The sequence below is a fragment of the Streptosporangium sp. NPDC000095 genome, assembly GCF_042899335.1.
GTDB lineage: Bacteria > Actinomycetota > Actinomycetes > Streptosporangiales > Streptosporangiaceae > Streptosporangium.
This window is the reverse complement of the sequence record NZ_JBIAZS010000007.1, coordinates 34,212-51,767: the sequence shown is the minus strand read 5'-3', so window position 1 is coordinate 51,767 and position 17,556 is coordinate 34,212. Positions and strand designations below refer to the sequence as shown.

10 protein-coding genes are annotated in these 17,556 nt (G+C 72.5%); 4 read left to right on the top strand and 6 right to left on the bottom strand.

What is annotated here, in order from left to right:
- Positions 1–130: 130 nt before the first annotated feature.
- The 5 genes from ACFY3V_RS17480 to ACFY3V_RS17460 form a co-directional block, all read right to left on the bottom strand.
- Complete coding sequence (locus tag ACFY3V_RS17480; RefSeq protein WP_389774344.1) at positions 131–1,402, bottom strand: MFS transporter; 1,272 nt, start codon at positions 1,400–1,402, stop codon at positions 131–133.
- A 268-nt stretch (positions 1,403–1,670) separates the two neighbouring features.
- Complete coding sequence (locus ACFY3V_RS17475; RefSeq protein WP_389774342.1) at positions 1,671–4,874, bottom strand: amino acid adenylation domain-containing protein; 3,204 nt, start codon at positions 4,872–4,874, stop codon at positions 1,671–1,673.
- Positions 4,871–6,901 (bottom strand): amino acid adenylation domain-containing protein, encoded by a 2,031-nt coding sequence (locus ACFY3V_RS17470; protein WP_389774340.1) that lies wholly within the window; start codon positions 6,899–6,901, stop codon positions 4,871–4,873. The genes ACFY3V_RS17475 and ACFY3V_RS17470 overlap by 4 nt, the downstream gene beginning before the upstream one ends.
- Positions 6,895–8,334: a condensation domain-containing protein gene (locus tag ACFY3V_RS17465; protein WP_389774337.1), complete on the bottom strand. Its 1,440-nt coding sequence runs from the start codon at positions 8,332–8,334 to the stop codon at positions 6,895–6,897. The genes ACFY3V_RS17470 and ACFY3V_RS17465 overlap by 7 nt, the downstream gene beginning before the upstream one ends.
- A complete protein-coding gene (locus ACFY3V_RS17460; protein WP_389774334.1) occupies positions 8,321–9,841 on the bottom strand; it encodes a condensation domain-containing protein in 1,521 nt (506 codons plus the stop codon). The genes ACFY3V_RS17465 and ACFY3V_RS17460 overlap by 14 nt, the downstream gene beginning before the upstream one ends.
- Before the next feature lie 1,062 nt (positions 9,842–10,903).
- Between ACFY3V_RS17460 and ACFY3V_RS17455 the strand changes: the two genes are divergently transcribed.
- Both ACFY3V_RS17455 and ACFY3V_RS17450 read left to right on the top strand, forming a co-directional pair.
- Positions 10,904–11,509 carry a copper resistance protein CopC gene (locus tag ACFY3V_RS17455; protein ID WP_389774331.1) on the top strand — a complete coding sequence of 202 codons (606 nt, stop codon included), beginning with the start codon at positions 10,904–10,906 and terminating at the stop codon, positions 11,507–11,509.
- Positions 11,506–12,537 (top strand): CopD family protein, encoded by a 1,032-nt coding sequence (locus ACFY3V_RS17450; protein ID WP_362906611.1) that lies wholly within the window; start codon positions 11,506–11,508, stop codon positions 12,535–12,537. Before ACFY3V_RS17455 ends, ACFY3V_RS17450 begins: the two co-directional genes overlap by 4 nt.
- Here ACFY3V_RS17450 and ACFY3V_RS17445 read toward each other — a convergent pair.
- Positions 12,495–13,616: a hypothetical protein gene (locus ACFY3V_RS17445; RefSeq protein ID WP_389774328.1), complete on the bottom strand. Its 1,122-nt coding sequence runs from the start codon at positions 13,614–13,616 to the stop codon at positions 12,495–12,497. The genes ACFY3V_RS17450 and ACFY3V_RS17445 overlap by 43 nt on opposite strands.
- A gap of 246 nt (positions 13,617–13,862) precedes the next feature.
- Here ACFY3V_RS17445 and ACFY3V_RS17440 point away from each other — a divergent pair, with 246 nt between their 5' ends.
- A complete protein-coding gene (locus ACFY3V_RS17440; protein WP_389774326.1) occupies positions 13,863–16,586 on the top strand; it encodes a CocE/NonD family hydrolase in 2,724 nt (907 codons plus the stop codon).
- The gene (locus ACFY3V_RS17435) at positions 16,583–17,521 is read left to right on the top strand and encodes an ABC transporter permease subunit (RefSeq protein WP_350949565.1); all 939 of its coding nucleotides are present in this window, start codon (positions 16,583–16,585) and stop codon (positions 17,519–17,521) included. The genes ACFY3V_RS17440 and ACFY3V_RS17435 overlap by 4 nt, the downstream gene beginning before the upstream one ends.
- The last annotated feature ends 35 nt before the right edge of the window (positions 17,522–17,556 follow it).

Below are 17,556 nucleotides of genomic sequence, written 5' to 3'. Positions count from 1 at the left end.
TGAAAGACGCAACACCGGCGCGAGGGGCCTCATACCTCCACTTGTCTTTCCGCCGGGGCCGACGGGAGCCGACGGGGGCACAGCGCTCAGTGGGTGCCCTTCCGACGGGGGGCCGACGGCGGCCCGGCGCTCAGCGGACCGAGCGGATCTTCCAGACGAGGACGGCGCCGAGGAGGACGAGGGCCGCCGAGGTCATGTAGAGGACGGGATAACCGCCGAGACCTGCCACGATCGGACCGGCGATGGCGGGGCCGAGCACCTGGGGGCCGGAGTTGGCGATGTTGATGACGCCGAGGTCCTTGGCACGTCCCTCGGCGGCGGGCAGGACCTGGGTGACGAGGGCGTTGTCGACCGAGAGGTAGATGCCGAAGCCGATCCCCATGATCGCGGCGCCGACCGTCGCGACCTGCCAGTGCGGCCAGAAGGCGAGCATCACCGCGGGGATGACGCTGATCAGGCCGGAGATCGTGACGAGCGCCCTGCGGCGGCCGAGCCTGTCGGAGACGACGCCCGCGACGACGGTGGTGAGCACGACGGCCACGGTGTAGATCAGGATCAGCACGAGCAGACCGTCCTCGGCCTTCTCACCGGGGAAGAGCCTCTCGTAGCCGACCGCGTCGGCGAGGAAGTACAGCAGGTAGAGCGTGGCGACGGCGTTGCCCAGCTGCATCAGGAAGCGGGTCAGCCAGGCCCAGAAGAAGTCGGGGTGGGTGCGAGGGCTGATCCAGAACCCCTTCAGGAAGGCTCCGAGGTCGAAGGGCGGCCTGTCCGTCAGGCGGGGGTCGGGGGTGGTGAGGACGAAGGGGAGCACGCAGAGCGGGATCAGCGCCGCTATCAAGAAATATCCGGATTCGGTGGTGGTGGCGACCATGGTGACCAGGACCACGGCGAACACCACCCCGAGCGACTGGGGAATCCCGATCCAGCCCGAGACCTCACCTCGCTGACCGACCGGTACGTGGTCGGGCACCCCGGCACCGAGCGCGGCCTGCATCGCGTTGAGCCCGGCCTGCGCGAGACACCAACCGGCCGTCACACCGAGGATCGAGCCCTGGCCCGCCAGCAGGACCAGCGCCCCCGCACCGGCCAGCGCCCCGCCCAGCGACCACGGATGCCTGCGCCCGAAACGCCCCGCCGTACGATCCGACAGCGCTCCGGCGACGGGGTTGAACAGCATCGCGACGGCGGCCCCCACCCCGGTCACCAGTGCCAGCGACCCTTCCTTGCCCGCCGGGTCGATCGCCGCCACCTGCGAGGGCAACAGCACCTGGAGCGGCCCGAAGTAGGCCATCCAGAGCGCGAGGTTGGCGAGCGAGATGCCGGCCACCCACCAGGGCCCCACCCTGCGGGTCGGTTCGGCGAGCGCCGCCCGCGGGTCGGGGACAGGCTGGGCGACGCTCATGGAACCTCGCATCTCCGCGGCTCGGCTCTTCGTGGGCCTCGGCATCTTCGTGGTTCGACATCCTCACGGCTCGGCGCCTACACGGTCCAGCGTTTCCCGTCTCGACATCCTCACAGATCGATATCTCCGCGAAACGGATCGCCGTCCTGAGGCTCAACGCCTCCCGGTGGCACTGGGTGACGGCCTCCCGGTGGCGGAAAGCCGGAGAGGCCGGGAGGCGTCCCCACGGAGGAACCGGGGCGAAGAAGCGGAGCACCCGGAGAAGGGCTCAGGAACGGTCGGTGCCCGTGAGCAACTCCAGCGCCTCCTCCTCGGTCAGGGCGTCCAGTTCCTCGATCAGCAGTTCCTCCAGCGCCTCGGCGAGGGAGGCGACGGTACTCTTGGCGAAGATCGTCCGGATCGGGACCTCGACCCCGGTGTCCCGCCTGATCCGCGCCCCCACCCGGGTCGCCAGCAGGGAGTGCCCGCCCAGCGCGAAGAAGTCGTCGAGGACGCCGACCGGCCCCGTGCCGAGCAGTTCCTCCCAGATCTCGGCGACCAGCCTCTCCGCGTCCGTACGCGGCGCGACGCGGCGCGTGGCGGGGAGGGCGGCGGACGGTTCGGGGAGCGCGGCGGCGTCGACCTTGCCGCCCGAGGTGAGGGGAAGCGCGTCCAGCGTCACCCATGCCGTGGGGACGAGCTGCCGCGGGAGCGACCGCTCCAGGTGCTCCCTGAGGGCGGCCGGGCCCGCGGTGCCCGTGACGTACGCGACGAGCTCCTCCCCCCTGCCGGTGACGAAGGCCTGCCGCACCCCGGGGTGGGCGAGCAGGCGGCTCTCCACCTCGCCCGGCTCGATCCGGAACCCCCTGATCTTCAGCTGGGCGTCCAGCCGCCCGAGGAACTCCAGCCGCCCGTCGGAGCGCCAGCGCGCCCGGTCGCCGCTTCGGTAGCGGCGCGCTCCCGGGGCGCCGTACGGGTCGGGGACGAAGGCGGCGGCGGTGAGCGCCGGCCTGCCGAGGTAGCCCCGGGCCACTCCGGCTCCGCCGATGACCAGTTCCCCGGTCGCGCCGGGCGGAAGGGGGTCTCCCCTGCCGTCGAGCACGTGGACGACGGTCCCGCCGATCGGGCGGCCGATCGGAGGGCGTCCCGCGACGTCCCCCGCCCCCAGGTCGGCGGCGGTGGCGATCACCGTCGCCTCGGTCGGGCCGTAGGTGTTGACCAGCCGGACACGGTCGCCGAGCAGACCCCGCCAGCGCTCCACCGCCGCCGCCGAGACCTGCTCGCCACCGAGGATAACCAGGCGGAGCGAGGACGGCCACGCGGTCTCCCTCGGGTCCTCGGTCAGCGAGTGCCAGTAGGCGGTCGGCAGGTCGAGTACGGTGACCGCCGCTCCCTCGGGGGAGGCGAGCAGGGCGGGCAGCGACACCGCGCCTTCCGGCAGGAGCACCAGCGTGGCTCCCGCCGCCAGCGTGGGGAAGACCTCCTCGACGTGGGCGTCGAAGCCGAGCGAGGCGAACTGGACGACCCGGTCGGCCGGGGTGAGGCGGTAGTCCTCGCGCATCCAGCGCACCCGCGCGGCCACCGCGCCGTGCTCCACCAGCACCCCCTTGGGCACGCCGGTGGATCCGGAGGTGGTGATGACGTACGCGGCGTCCCACGGCGCGGGGAGGTCGACGACCTTCCCGGAGCCTCCATGGCTCGGAGAGGTCGTGGGGGCGACGGCGACGCGGCCCGGTGGCGGTTCGCGCAGGGTGATCAGGTGGGTGGCCGAGCTGTCCGCCATCGAGAAGGCCAGCCGCTCGTCGGGGACCTCCGGGTCGAACGGCAGGTAGGCGGCCCCGGCCCACCAGACGGCGAGCAGCGCGGTGATCGCGTCGACCGAGCGGGGCAGGCAGACCCCGACGACGCCCCCCCGCCGCACGCCGCCCTCGCGCAGGACCTCGGCGAGCGCGCCCGCGCGGGCGAGCAGCTCGCCGTAGGTGACGCTCTGTTTCCCGCAGACCACGGCGACGGCGTCCGGTGCCCGCCGCGCGGCCTCCAGGATCATCCCGGGAACCAGACCGGCCTCCGAGGCGGAACCCGAGACGGAACCCGAGACGGAACCCGAGACGGTCGAGACGGTCGAGACGGAACCCGAGACGGGGTCCGAGACGGTCGAGACGGGACCGGTGTTCGCCGCACGGTCGATGTCCGGGACCGGCCCGGCGGACAGGGCGCGGATCTCGGCGTGGTCGGCGTCGGTCCAGATCCGCAGGGTGGAGAGCGGGGTGCCGGGGGCGGCCGCGACGGATTCGAGGAGGAGGGCGAACCTCGCGGCCAGCCGGCCGACCTCTCCGGTCTCGAACAGGCCCGTGTCGTGGCAGAAGGACAGGTCGAGCCCGTTCTCACCGGACCACGCCTCGACGAGGAGGTCCACCTTGGCCTGGTGGAATCCGGCGTCGAGGTCGGCCACCTTCAGGTCGCCGAACGTCCTGCGCGGGTTGGCGTCCTGGGTATGCAGGATGAGCATGGAGGGCAGCAGCGACTCGGCGGGATGGCTGAGCTGCTCGAAGGGGACCGCGGGGTTGCCCAGCGCGCCGAAGACCTCGCCGCGGGTACGGCCGATCAGTCCGGTGAACGGCGGGTCGCCCGACAGGTCACCGCGGAGGATCACCGTCTGGGAGACGTAGCCGACCATCGGCTCCAGCTCGACGCGGTCGCGGCCGGCGACGACGGTGCCGACCAGGAGGTCGCTCTGCCCGGTGTGCCGCAGCAGCATCGTCTGGTAGGCGGCGACGAGCACCGTGAACAGGGTGGTGCGGTGCTCGGCGGCGAGCCGCTCCAGCCGCCGCGCGGTGGCGGGGGGCAGCAGGACGCGCTGGACCTCCCCCTGCCCGCTCGCCTTCCCCTGGCGGCGGAACGGCAGCTCGGCCGGTGGCGGTTCCGCGAGTTTCTCCCGCCAGTACGGCACGGCCCGCTCGGCCCTGCGCCGGTGCCATCGCGCGTAGTCGCCCGCCTGGACGGGCAGCGGGCGCAGCCGGGGCTCCTCCCCCGACAGGCGGGCGGCGTAGCAGTCGGCCAGGTCGTCGAGGATGACGTTGAGTGACCAGCCGTCCGCGATGATGTGGTGCATGGTGAGGCAGAGCACGTGCTCGTCCTCGGCGACCCGGATCACCGCGACGCGCAGCGGCGGTGCCGCCTCCAGGTCGAACGGCGTGTTGGCCCGCTCGGTGACCAGGCGTTCCGCCTCCTCGCGGCCGCCGGAGTCCAGCCATTCGATCCGGGGTGCCGACGCCTCCTCCACCACGGCCCAGGGCACGCCCTCCTCCTCGGCGAACCTGGTGCGCAGGCTCTCGTGGCGGGCCAGCAGGTCGGTGAACGCCCGGGTCAGCGCGGCCGGGACGAGGGTGCCGCCGAGCAGACGGACGAGATACACGTTGTAGGAGGCGTTGCCCGGGTCGAGGCGCTGCAGGAGCCAGAGCCGCTCCTGCGCCGGGGACAGGGGCGCCCTCATGCGCCCGGCGCCAGTTCGTCGAAGATCGCCGCGAGTTCCTCGGCGTCGAGGCCGTCGAGCCGCTCGCGCAGCGCGGCGACCTCGGCGAGGTCCAGGTCGTCGTCCAGACGGTCCAGCCGCCTGGCGAGCCCCGCGACGGTCGGGTCCTCGAAGAGGGCCGGGAGCGGCACGGCGGCGCCGAAGCGCGCCTGGACCCTCGCGACGATCTGGGCGGCCATCAGCGAGTGGCCGCCCAGCTCGAAGAAGTCGTCGTCGACCCCGATCGGCTCGTCGATTCCCAGCACCTCCGCCCAGATGGCGGCGAGCTCGTCCTCCGCCGCCGTCGACGGCGGCCGGTAGGGGACCGTCCTCACCGGCGCGCCGACGGGTACCGGCAGGGCCGCGCGGTCGAGTTTGCCGTTGGGGGTGAGCGGCAGGGCGTCGAGCGTGACGAGCTGCGCCGGAACCATGTAGTCGGGCAGGCTCGACCTGAGCCTTTCGCGCAGCGCCTCCCACAGCCCCGCCGTCGCCGACCCCGCCGCGGGGACCACGTACGCCACCAGAGCGGGCAGGCCGTCGGGTCCCTCGCAGGCGCCGACGGCGGCCTGGCGAACCTGGTCGGCCGAGCGCAGGACGGTCTCGATCTCGTCCAGCTCGATGCGGAACCCGCGGATCTTGACCTGTCTGTCGGCGCGGCCCAGGTATTCGAGGCGGCCGTCCGGGGCGCGCCTGACGAGGTCGCCGGTCGCGTACATGCGCGCTCCCGGACGGCTCGTGAAGGGGTCGGGCAGGAAGCGGGTGGCGGTCAGCGCGGGCATGCCCCGGTAGCCGCGGGCCACCCCGTCCCCGCCGATGTGCAGTTCCCCCGCCGCACCGTCCGTGACCGGCAGGCCGCCGTCGTCGAGGACGTACAGGGACGTCTCGGAGATCGGCTCTCCCAGGCCGATCCCCGTGGGGGAGGGCGCGACGGTCCCGGCGGTGGACCACACGGTCGTCTCGGTCGGCCCGTACACGTTCCACAGGCTCGTCCCCGGGGCGAGGAGCGCGTCGGCGAGGTCGCGCGGCAGCGCCTCTCCCCCGCAGAGCCGGGTGCGGATCGTCTCCGGTACGCCGCCCGCCTCCAGCAGGATGCGCCAGGTCGCCGGGGTGGCCTGCAGGACCGTGATCCCCTCCGCGACCGCCAGCGCCCGCAGCGCCGCGCCGTCGGCGGCCTCCCGCGCCGAGGCCACGACGATCCGCGCCCCGCACGCCAGGGGCAGCAGCAGTTCCAGCACGGAGATGTCGAACGACAGGGTGGTCACGGCGAGCCAGCGGTCTTCCGGGGTGAGTCCCAGCCTGCCGGAGAACGCCCCGAGGAGGTTCTCCACCGCGCGGCGCGGCACCTCCACGCCCTTGGGCCGCCCGGTGGAGCCCGAGGTGTAGATCACGTACGCCAGACCGCTTCCCGGCCCTCCTGGAATGTCGCGGCGGCGGGCCGGGGCGGTGTCGCCTCCGAGGGCGGGCGGGAGCGGCTGCGAGTCGCTCCCGCCCGGCCCGGGGAGTGCGGCACCGTCGGGAACGAGCGCGGGGAGCGGTGGGACCGTGCCATCGAGGGCGAGCCGGGACGCCGAGGAGACGGCATCGTCGGGAGTGAACCGGGACGGCGGGGAAACGGCGCCGTCGGGGGTGCCGTCGGGGGTGAGGAGAAGCGTCCTGGGGACGTCCGCGAGCAGGCGCCGGTCCACCCCGGACTGGGTCAGCACCAGCTCGATCCCGGCGTCCTCGCGCATGAGCCGCAGCCTCTCCTCGGGGAAGGCGGGATCGAGCGGGACGTACGCGCCGCCGGCGGCCCAGACCGCCAGGACCGCGACGACCATCCCCGTGGTGCGTTCCATGCACAGTCCGACCGGAACCTCGGGGCCCACCCCCTGCTCGCGGAGTGTCGCGGCGAGGTCGTCGACCCGCCGGTACAGCTCCCGGTAGGTCAGCGTGCCTCCGGGTCCGCTCACCGCCACCGCGTCGGGCGTCGTCTCCAGCGGTTCACGCGCCGGTTCCAGGGTCGTCACCACGGTTGTACACCTCTCAGGTCGGACAGCCGGAGGTCCGGGTCGGCTCCGGCGCGCTCCACCACGTCGGTGAAGGTCCGGATGAGGCGCCGAGCGGTTCCGGCGGAGAACAGGTCGCTGCTGTAGTCGAGGACGCCGCCGAGACCTTCGGGGCCCCGCCAGGCGTCCACGGACACCTCGGCCTTGGTGCGCCCCGCCGCGGGGGCGGGATAGACCTCGACCGACAAATCACCCATCGTGCTCCGCAGCAGGTCCCCCTTGGGCAGGTTGTGCAGGTTGAACATGGCCTGGAAGAGCGGCGGCCTGCTCAGGTCGCGGGGCAGGCGCAGCGCGCCGAGGATCCGTTCGAACGGTGTGCCGGCGTGCCGCAGTCCCCCGAAGAGCGCGGTGCGGGTGCGTTTGAGCAGCTCGCGGAAGGTGGGATCGCCGGACAGGTCGGCGCGGAGCACGAGCGTGGTGGCGAAGTAGCCGATCAGCGGCTCGATCTCCGGCCGGTCCCTTCCCGCGACCGGTACCCCGACGCACAGGTCCTCTCGCCCGGAGGCCAGCCCGAGGGTCGCCTGGTAGGCGGCGAGCAGCGCCATGAAGAGCGTGCAGCGCATCCCCCTGGCGACGTTCTCCAGCCGGGCGATCGCCTCTTCGGGAACGAGCAGGCTCTCCTGACCTCCGCGTCCGCTCCAGCGGGCCGGGCGGGGGTGGTCGGCGGGAAGGTCGAGGGCGGGCGCCCCGGCGAGCGTCCTCGTCCAGTGGCCGAGGCTTGAGGCGTCCTCGTCCGACTCGGCGCGGCGCCTCTGCTCCTCGGCGACCTGCGGGTACTGCGCCGGGAGCTCCGGCAGCCCTGGCGGCCTGCCCTCGCGGTGCGCGGCGTAGCACTCGGCCACCTCCCGCATCAGGACGTCGAGCGACCAGCCGTCGACGACGATGTGGTGCAGGACGATGCAGAGCAGGAAGTCCTGCTCGCCCAGTCGCAGCAGCGCCACGCGCAGCGGCGGGCCGTGTTCGAGGTCGAAGGGCCTGTTGATGAGATCCACCACGACCGGAGCCGGATCGCCGGTGACGTCCACCCGCTCCACCGGTACCGGCCGGGCCGGTACGACGACCTGGACGGGACGGTCACCGGCCAGCCGGAACCGGGTGCGCAGCACGTGGTGCCGCTCGGCCACCCGGGTGAAGGCGGCGGCGATCGCCTCCGCGTCGACGGGACCGCGCAGGCGCACGCACCAGGGGGTGTGGTAGGTGGTGTCGCCGGGGTCGAACCTGCCGAGGAACCACAGACGCTCCTGCCCGAACGACAGCGGCCACTGCCCGCCGCCTTCCCCGTCCCGTTCCCGCATCCTGCTCAGCAGCGCGGCGCGCTGCGCCTCGGGGAGGCGCGCCAGTCGTTCGAGCAGCGCGGCACGGCCGTCGGGCCCCGCCCGGTGGTCAGACGTGACCACCGGCCACCTCCCGCACACCCTGCGCGCCGAGATCCTGGGCGGCCCGCGCCCCGCCGCCGCCCGGTGAACCGGCGGAGGAACCGTTCTGGCCGTGGACGGAGGGTCGCTCGACCGGGACGATGCCGCACAGTCCGGCGACCTCGCCGAGCGGGACGTCCCCGGCCACCGAGGCGACCAGCAGACTCTCCACCCCGCGCAGCAGCGCGTAGGCCGTGGGACGCGGCAGGTAGGCGGTGTCGGCCGTCAGGTACAGCTCGCAGGTGTTGGTGGCGGTGCCGGTGGCGAACAGGGCCGTGGCGTCCACCTCGGGCCAGGATCCGACGTGGAAGGTCCTGGTCCGCTCGGTGAGCGTGGCGATCGCGGCGGGGTCGCCCGGTGGCTCCACCGCGGGCAGGTGGGGCCAGTGGCCGACGGTCCGCGTGTCGTTGAAGTAGGCCGACAGGTCGACGGGTCCGCCGCGCTCGCGGCCAACCTCCTCGCGCAGCGCCATCATCCGGTACGGGTGGTACTGCGCGTTCCGGTAGGCGGTCAGCGCCTGCCGGTGCCCGACACGGGCGGCGTCGGCGAACGTGCCCCCCGACAGGCCCAGGACGAAGATCCCGTCCTGCACGGCGCTGCCCGCCATCGCCGCGACCCGGGGATCGTGCCGGTTGGCCACGACGAGCTGCATGACCACCTCGTCGTGGCCGGTGAGCGTGCCCAGCAGCACGGCGCTCGCCGTGGTCAGCACGCTGGCCGTGCTGATCGACCAGCGCGCCGCCAGCACCTCGGCCGCCGCCGCGGTGGCGGCCGACTCCATGCCGACCTTGACAAACCTCGGTTCCTCCGGCGTCGTACGGGGGAAGTCGAACATGCTCAGCGGCGCCCTCTCCAGGACCGCGCGCCAGTGACGCAGCGTCCGCTCGCCTCGGGCGGCGCCAGGACCTTCGCGCTCGAAGGCGGCCTGGTCCATCGGCTGCCAGGCGGGCGCGGGCGGCTCGCCACCGGCGAGCAGGTCCCGCCAGTCGCGCGCCAGCACGTCCAGTGCCCCGCCGTCCACGGCCAGGTGGGACAGGGTGAGGGCCATCGCCCTCGGGCGGCCGTCGACGGTCACGACGGCGCATCGGAACGGCAGCTCGCTCGCGTAGTCGAACGCGGTGGCCGCCAGCCTGGTGGAGATCTCCCGCGCCGCGGTGGTCGGTTTGGCGCCTTCCGCGTCGTACACCTCGACGGTGAAGCGGCCCTCGCGTGCCACGCGCTGGACCAGCCCGCCGGGCGTCTCCTCGTAGGTCGTCCTCAGCGTCTCGTGCCGCTCGACGAGCACGCGCAGCGCCCGCAGGACGGTGTCGAGGTCGCGTCTGCCGTAGACGGGCAGCACCCAGGGCATGTTGAAGTAGGGGTCGTCGTCGTCCAGCCACCGGGTGAGCCGCCAGATGGCGAGCTGGCCCCAGCTGAACGGCGCCTCACCGCCCCGTACGCCGGTGAACTCCACGGACGTCGCGCTCAGCCGCGCGAGGCCGGCCGTCATCGGGTCCGGCCGTTCTCTTCGCCGACGCCCTCGTGGGACGCCCTGTTCCATCCATTTACCAGCGACATCGACATTTCAGGCGCCTTCCGTCCGGCCTGTCGCGGCGGCCTCGAACGACCCCCGCGGCTCCCTGTGATGACTTCTCCCCGCCGTTTCGCCGGCGGGGAGCCGACGACGGGTATGCGCTCGGGCGTCTCGCGCCTGGCCGGGGCGTTCCATTGGAAAGGCCCTGATTCGACACCGGCGCGGGCGGATACCGCCTTCTTGTCCGGCGAGAGGCCGGTGCGCGTCACGACGCCTCCGTACTGTCGGGAGGGGAACCCGGGCGCGTTCCCTTACGGCGGAAAATGGCATCTCCCGAATGGGGGATCCCATGACGACCGACCGGATCGGCCCGGCCCCGAGGGGACGCGCGGATCCGATGGCGTTGAGGACTTGCGCGGCACGGAATACGGCTCCGACACCGAGATGCGCGAACGCCCGGCGTGACGTGTCCCGACCACATGTCACGCCTTCACACCGTGCGAGGGCACGGCGACTTCTTCGCCGTGCACGAGCGCGGCGAATCGGTGGCGTCGCTTGGAGTGAGGCTAAGGATCACGCGCCGAATTCGTCAAGGTTTCACGGTTGTTTTACAGTCCGATAAAACTAAACAAAATATCTCTCCAGGGCTTTTACCAGATAAATCGACCTATTCTTCATTCTTTGAAAATTTGTCATCCTCTTAGTCATTGACTCCGTCCCGCCGGGCTCCTGCTCTCCGCCGGGATGTTCCCGGGCCTTCCCCGTCTCCATCGGCCCCCGCGGCCCCCATCGGTCCCTGCCGGTCCCGTCCGCCTCCAACGGTTCCCGTCAGCCCTCGCCGGCCCCCATCGCCCCCGTCGTTCCCCCTCGGTGGCCGGAGCGCCGGAATCGGCCCGTCCGCCGGCGCACGGGCCCCCTCACCGGGGCACGGGCACGGATGGACGGACGAGATGAGACGCGCGAGCGCGATTCCCGGGCGGGAGGCCGGGGTGGGAGCATGTCATTCGTCATGACGACCCCAAAGGAAGGCCACGACCGGTGAGGCGGCTACTCACGGTCCTGCTGCTCGCGTCCGCCGCGCTGCTCGGCGCGGGCGTCCCGGCACAGGCCCACAACGTGCTGATCAGCAGCGACCCCAAGGACGGTACCGAGCTGGCCACCGGTCCCGAGAAGATCACACTCACCTTCGACCAGCCCGTCCGGCAGGGCTTCGCGCAGATCAGCGTGATCGGCCCGGACGGCACGCGCTGGGAGGAGGGCAAGACGACCGTCGACAGGGCGAAGGTGAGCGTCGGTGTGAAACCCCTCGGCTCCGCCGGGGAGTACGCGGTGGGCTACCGGATCCTCTCCTCCGACGGCCACCCGGTCTCCAGCAAGATCACCTTCACCCTCACCGCCCCCGGCCCCGGCGCGTCCGCCCAGTCCTCCGCCGATCCGGCCGTCGCCACCCCGGCCACCCCGGCCGCCCCCGTCGCCTCCGCCGCCGCGCCGCAGGAACCCGATCTGGGCGCCCAGGCCGCCGAGGCCGCGCAGAACGGCGGTGCCGGGATGGCCGTGCTGTGGATCGCGGGCTCCATCGTCCTGCTGGGCGGGGCCACCGTCGTGGCGATGCGCCGCACGAAGGAGCAGGGGGGCGCGGGATGACCCTGACCGCCGAGCCTGCCGCCGAGGCCGGCACCGCCAGGAGGCTGGTCGTCGGCGGGCTCGTCTCCGGAGCCCTGGTGGCCGTGCTGACCGCGACGGCGCTCTCCCGCCAGGAGGCGGTGCCGGGGATCGCCATTCCCGGACCGCTGGTGGAGTACGGGCTGCCGGTGCTGCGGGTGCTGCTGGACCTCGCCGCAGTGGCGGTGGTCGGGCTCAGCCTGCTGCCGAAGCTGCTCGGGTTCGACGACCCCGACCGCACGGAGCCGGTGATGCGCCGGGCCCGGCCGACGGCCGTGACCTTCGCCTGGGCCTGGGCACTGCTGGCGCTGGTCGTGATCGTCTTCCAGACGGCCGAGCTGAACCCCGGCCTGGTCCCCACCCCCGGCATGATCGCCGAGTACGTCGACAGCGTCGGCGCCGGGCAGGGCATGCTCTTCAGCGCCGCCTGCGCGCTGTCCTACGCCGGGATCGGGCTGCTGGCCGTGCGGTACGGCGAGAAGGTCCCCGCCGAGCTGCGGATCGTGATCGCCTTCTTCGGGCTGCTGCCGATCCCGGTCACCGGCCACGCGGTCGACTCGCTCTGGCACGACCCCATCATGATCTCGATGGAGCTGCACGTGATGGGCTCGGCGGCGTGGACCGGCGGCCTGCTCACGATCATCCTGCTGGTCACCGGGGACCGGGAGCTGCTGGCGCGGGTGCTGCCCGCGTTCTCCAGGCTCGCGACCCTCGCACTCGTCGTGGTCAGTGCCTCCGGCTTGGTGAACGGCCTGGCCACGATGGCCCTCACCCCCGGGGTGGAACTCCCCGGGGCTCTCCTGACCAGTGAGTACGGCCTGCTGGTGCTGGCCAAGGTCGCGTGCGTGGCCCTGCTGATCCCGTTCGCCGCCCACATCCGCTTCCGCCTGCTGCCGCACATCGCCGAGAGGCGGGCGACGGCGGTCGTCGCGTGGGCGGCCGCCGAGATCGCCGTGATGGGGCTCGCCTACGGGGTCGCGGTCGCGCTGACCACTGCCTCCCTGTCCTGAGCCCGCAGCGTGTGGCGGCCGAAGGACCACTCCGCGGCCAGCCACAGGACCGCGAGTCCCGCCCCCCCGATCACCATGGTCGCGGGGGGCACCAGCGGCGGCGCCATGAACATCGCGTGCTGGAAGCGCAGTGCCTGGTCGATCAGGAGGGTGGCGCCGAGGGATCCGACCAGCGCCCTGACCACGGGATTCCTGATCAGGAACGCCAGGTCGACGGCGAGCGCCCCGGCGATGAGGAAGACCGGGATCGCCGAGCGCGGGAAGTCGGCCGCGGCGAGGAGCGGCCAGATCAGCGTACGGAAGACGACGTAGGCGCCGATCACGGCGGTGGCCGAGAACATCCGGCCGATCATCGCGCGGGCGTAGACGGCCACCAGGACGGCGGCGATCGCCGCGTAGAGCGGGTAGAGCTGGTCGGGCACGGGCAGCGCGAAGTGGAGCGCCACGGCCCTGTCGGTCACCGGCAGGCCGATCTGGTCGGCGGCGAACTTGATCAGGATCGGCTCGGCCTCGGGCGCCCCCCGGTCCCAGGCCGAGATGGCGTACACGCCGTACTCCTGGTGCTGGGCCGGGAACCAGACGTTCTCGAAGAGGAACACGAAGAGCCCGCCGAGGACCAGCGTGCGCGTCCGTCCCGGGAGCGCCCGCACGAACCAGCCCCGGATGACGCCGCAGATCATGAAAAGCGTGCCGATGTAGAGCATGAGGTGGGACGGGCTCCACGAGGTGATGTCGAGCCCGTTGATCCGGTGGTTGATCAGGTCCAGCGGGACGGCGACCAGGAAGATGCCCGTGCCCCAGGCGATGAGACGCTGCGCGAGTTTGTCCACGCCGTAGCCGGTGTAGATGTGGATGATCGTGAGAGCGAGGGCGAGAGCGGTGCCGACGCTGTTGAGCAGGTGCGGCGGCGCCAGGTCGTCGCGAAGCCACTTGAAGTGCCAGGAGACGTCCCAGGACGCTCCGAGCACCTTGAACGAGAAAGCCACCAGCCACCCGAGGTAGAGGACCCTGAACAGATCCTCCGGGGTCTCCCTGCCGGCCTCCCCGCGCGTCCAATACGGCAGAGCCCACTCGATCACGGGAGTGGCTCTTCTTCGAAGGCTCTCTACTGGCTTCACGCGTCGAAATGATGCCGCTCCTTCACCTCGGTCCGCAATCGGGGACAACCCTGAGGATCGGGACGCCTCCCCTGCTCCACGTGGGTGGATCACCCGTGTTCGTCCCCGCCGCGACGACCGGCGACCGAACCGGTCGGCGAATGACTGCCGGAACGCTCCTGAGAACGGTCTCAGGAGCCTTTCAGCTGCAATCAGTAGGCTCTCGTCATGCAACGTGGGGGAAAACGGACCATCCGCATCTCGGGGATCGCTGCGATCGTCGTGCTGGTCGTCGGCGCCGCGGCCTGGCTGGTGTGGCCGTCCGCTCCCGGCGTACGGGCCCAGGACCAGATGATCACAGTGCTCGACGGGCCGGAGGACGACCAGCGGGTCACGCTGGACACGAGCTTCTTCCCTCCCGCCGGCGGCGGCAGGGCCCCTGCGGTGCTGCTCGCGCACGGGTTCGGCGGCAGCAAGCTGAGCGTGCGGGACGCCGCCGTACGGCTGGCGCAGGAGGGTTACGCCGTGCTGACCTGGTCGGCGCGCGGCTTCGGCCGCTCCTCGGGACAGATCGCGTTGAACTCCCCCGACTACGAGGTCAAGGACGTGCGCCAGCTGGTCGACTGGGTCGCCAAGCGGCCCGAGGTCCGGCTCGACGCGGCGGGCGACCCTCGGGTGGGCATCGCGGGCGGCTCCTACGGCGGGGCGATCTCCCTGATGGCCGCCGCCCACGACCCCAGGATCGACGCGATCGTCCCGCAGATCACCTGGTACGACCTGGCCGACGCGCTGTTCCCGAACGCCACCGGGCAGGGCCCGGAGAGCGGGGTGTTCAAGCGCATGTGGGCCGGGCTGTTCTTCAGCCGGGGCGGTCCCACCCCGGGCGCGGCCGGTCTGGCCGCCCTCGGCCAGACCGGCGCGGGAGCCGGGGAAGGCGAGGAGGACGCGGAAGCCGGGAACGGGTCGCCGCCCGCCCAGCCCAGGCCGCTCACCGCGGAGGAGGTCCGGTGCGGCCGGTTCCTGCCGGAGATCTGTGACATGTACCAGAAGGTGGCAGAAAGCGGACGGGCGACGGCGGACGCGGTGGAGACACTGCGCAGGTCGAGCCCGATCTCGGTACCCAGCAGGATCAAGGTCCCCACGCTGCTGCTCCAGGGACAGCGCGACTCGCTGTTCACCCTGGGGCAGGCCGACGCCAACGCCAGGGCGATCGCCGCCACCGGCGCCCCGGTGGAGGTCGCCTGGTTCGACGGCGGCCACGACGGCGGCAACGGCGAGGTCGACTGGCTGCACGAGAAGACGCTCGCCTGGTTCGACCGCCACCTGAAGGAGAGCGAGACGGCCGGGCAGGAGGGCGCCTTCACCGTCACCCGCGACGGCGGGCGCGACCCGGGCACCCGTCGCCCGGTCCAGTTGCACGCCGTCGCCGACGGCTACCCCGGGCTGAGCGGCACCGGCCAGACCTCCGTGCCGCTCAGCGGCCCCGAGCAGCAGGTCGCGAACCCGCCGGGCGGTTCCCCCGCCTCGATCTCCGCGGTCCCCGGCTTCGGCGGTCTCGGCGGCGCCGCCACCGCGAACCTGTCGATCGACATGGCGGGCCAGAGCGCCGTCTTCGACTCCGCCCCGCTCACCGCCCCGCTCCAGGTCACCGGCAGCTCGACCGTACGGGTGCGGGTGACGCCCGAACGTTCCGGGTCCCCCGCGGCCAGTGACGTCGCGGAGGGCGGCCCACAGAGCGGCACTCGGAGCGGCCCGGAGAGCGACACTGAGAGCAGCACCGGGAGCGGTGAGGCGCGGGCGGCGGACGAGGTGACGCTGTTCGCCAAGCTCTACGACGTCGCGGGCGCGACCCAGGCACCGCTCCTGCCGGAAGGGCTCGTCGCCCCGATCAGGATCGCGATCCCCGAGGGCGGCTCGGGGGAGGCCACGGTGACCCTGCCGGCCATCGACCACAGGTTCGACGTCGGGCACCGGCTGCGCGTCGCGTTCACCACCACCGACCTGGGTTACAGCACCCCCGCGGCTCCGGCCGTCCACACGGTCGCCCTCGCCTCGCCGGAGGTGACCGTCCCCACCCACGCCACCCTGCGCACCCCCTCGACCGGCCCCGCCTGGTGGATCTGGGCACTGCCGCTGCTCTCCCTCGTCGTCGCGGCCGTCCTGCTGCTCGCCGGACGCCGCCGCGCCGCCGACGAGCACGACCCCGAGCTCGACTCCGTGCCACTGCGGATCGGTGGCCTGACCAAGGCGTACCGGAACGGCGAGCTCGCGGTGAACGACCTGTCGTTCACCGTCGAGCACGGCCAGGTGCTCGGCCTGCTCGGCCCCAACGGGGCGGGCAAGACCACCACCCTGCGCATGCTGATGGGCCTGATCAAGCCCGACGGCGGCGAGATCCGGATCTTCGGCCACCGGGTGGTGCCCGGCGCCCCGGTCCTGTCCAGGCTCGGCTCGTTCGTCGAGGGGCCGGGTTTCCTGCCGCACCTCAACGGCCGCGACAACCTGGAGCTGTACTGGAAGGCGACCGGCCGCCCCGTCGAGGACGCCCGGTTCGCCGAGGCCCTGGAGATCGCCGGGCTCGGCAACGCCCTGGACCGCGCGGTCCGCACCTACTCCCAGGGCATGCGCCAGCGTCTCGCCATCGCACAGGCCATGCTCGGCCTGCCCGACCTGCTCGTCCTGGACGAACCCACCAACGGTCTCGACCCGCCCCAGATCCGCGAGATGCGCGAGGTCCTGATCCGCTACGCCGGAGGGGGACGTACGGTCATCGTCTCCAGCCACCTGCTCTCGGAGGTGGAGCAGACCTGCAGCCACGTGGTGGTCATGCACCGCGGGCGTCTCGTCACGGCCGGGACCGTGGCCGAACTGCTGAGCAGCCGCACCCCGGTCAACGGCTCCGGCACCCGGCTGGAAGACGTCTTCCTGGACCTGATCGGAGAGAAGGCGTGAGCGACACCGACGGTGCTCGTGGCACCATGACCGGCCCGGCGGGCGACGGCCCCGCGCGGGCGGGGACCCCGCGGAACGGCGTCGCGGAGAACGGTTCGGCGCGCGGGTACGCGCCGGGGCGCACCCTGCCGCTCTCCGTGGAGATCGTCAGGCAGTTCAAGCGGCGCCGCACGCTGGTGATGTTCGGCCTGTTGCTCGCGCTGCCGTGGATCCTGGTGATCGCCTTCAAGCTCGGCGCCGGATCCGGGCAGCCCACCACCACGCTGCGCATCTCCGACCTGGCCACCGAGGGCGGGCTGAACTTCGCGGCGTTCGCCCTGTCGGTGTCGGCGAGCTTCCTGCTGGTCGTCGCGGTCGCGCTGTTCTGCGGTGACACCGTGGCGAGCGAGGCCGGCTGGTCGTCACTGCGCTATCTGCTCGCCGCACCGATCCCGCGCGACCGCCTGCTGCGCCAGAAGCTGATCGTCGCGATGGGCTACTCGGCGGCGGCGGTGATCTGCCTGCCGGTGATGGCCCTGCTCGCCGGGACCCTCGCCTTCGGGTGGAACGACGTCCGGGTGCCGGGGACCGGTGAGACGATCGCCGCCCTGGACGTGCTGCCCAGGTTCGCGGTGGTGATCGGCTATGCCCTGGTCAGCCAGTTCGTGGTCGCGGCGCTGGCCTTCCTGCTCTCGGTCAGCACCGACTCCCCGCTGGGAGCGGTCGGCGGAGCGGTCGGTCTGGTGATCGTGAGCAACATCCTGCAGGCGGTCGAGGCGCTCGGCGGGCTCAGGGAGTTTCTGCCGACGTTCTGGAACACCGCGTGGCTGGACGCCCTCGCCCCCCAGCCGGAGTATGACGGCATGCTCAAGGGGGTGGCCGTCTCCGTCACCTACTCGGCCATCCTGATCGCGTTCGCCTTCCGCCGTTTCCGCGCCAAGGACGTCGTCTCCTAGCGGAACGCGCGGGGGCGTCTTCCGCGGGACCTCCC

Excerpts from the sequence above, each read along its gene's own strand:
- ACFY3V_RS17475 (WP_389774342.1), bottom strand. The coding sequence starts at position 4,874 with ATGAGGGCGCCCCTGTCCCCGGCGCAGGAGCGGCTCTGGCTCCTGCAG.
- ACFY3V_RS17460 (WP_389774334.1), bottom strand. The coding sequence starts at position 9,841 with ATGACGGCCGGCCTCGCGCGGCTGAGCGCGACGTCCGTGGAGTTCACC.
- ACFY3V_RS17480 (WP_389774344.1), bottom strand. The coding sequence starts at position 1,402 with ATGAGCGTCGCCCAGCCTGTCCCCGACCCGCGGGCGGCGCTCGCCGAA.
- ACFY3V_RS17440 (WP_389774326.1), top strand. The coding sequence starts at position 13,863 with ATGCAACGTGGGGGAAAACGGACCATCCGCATCTCGGGGATCGCTGCG.
- ACFY3V_RS17450 (WP_362906611.1), top strand. The coding sequence starts at position 11,506 with ATGACCCTGACCGCCGAGCCTGCCGCCGAGGCCGGCACCGCCAGGAGG.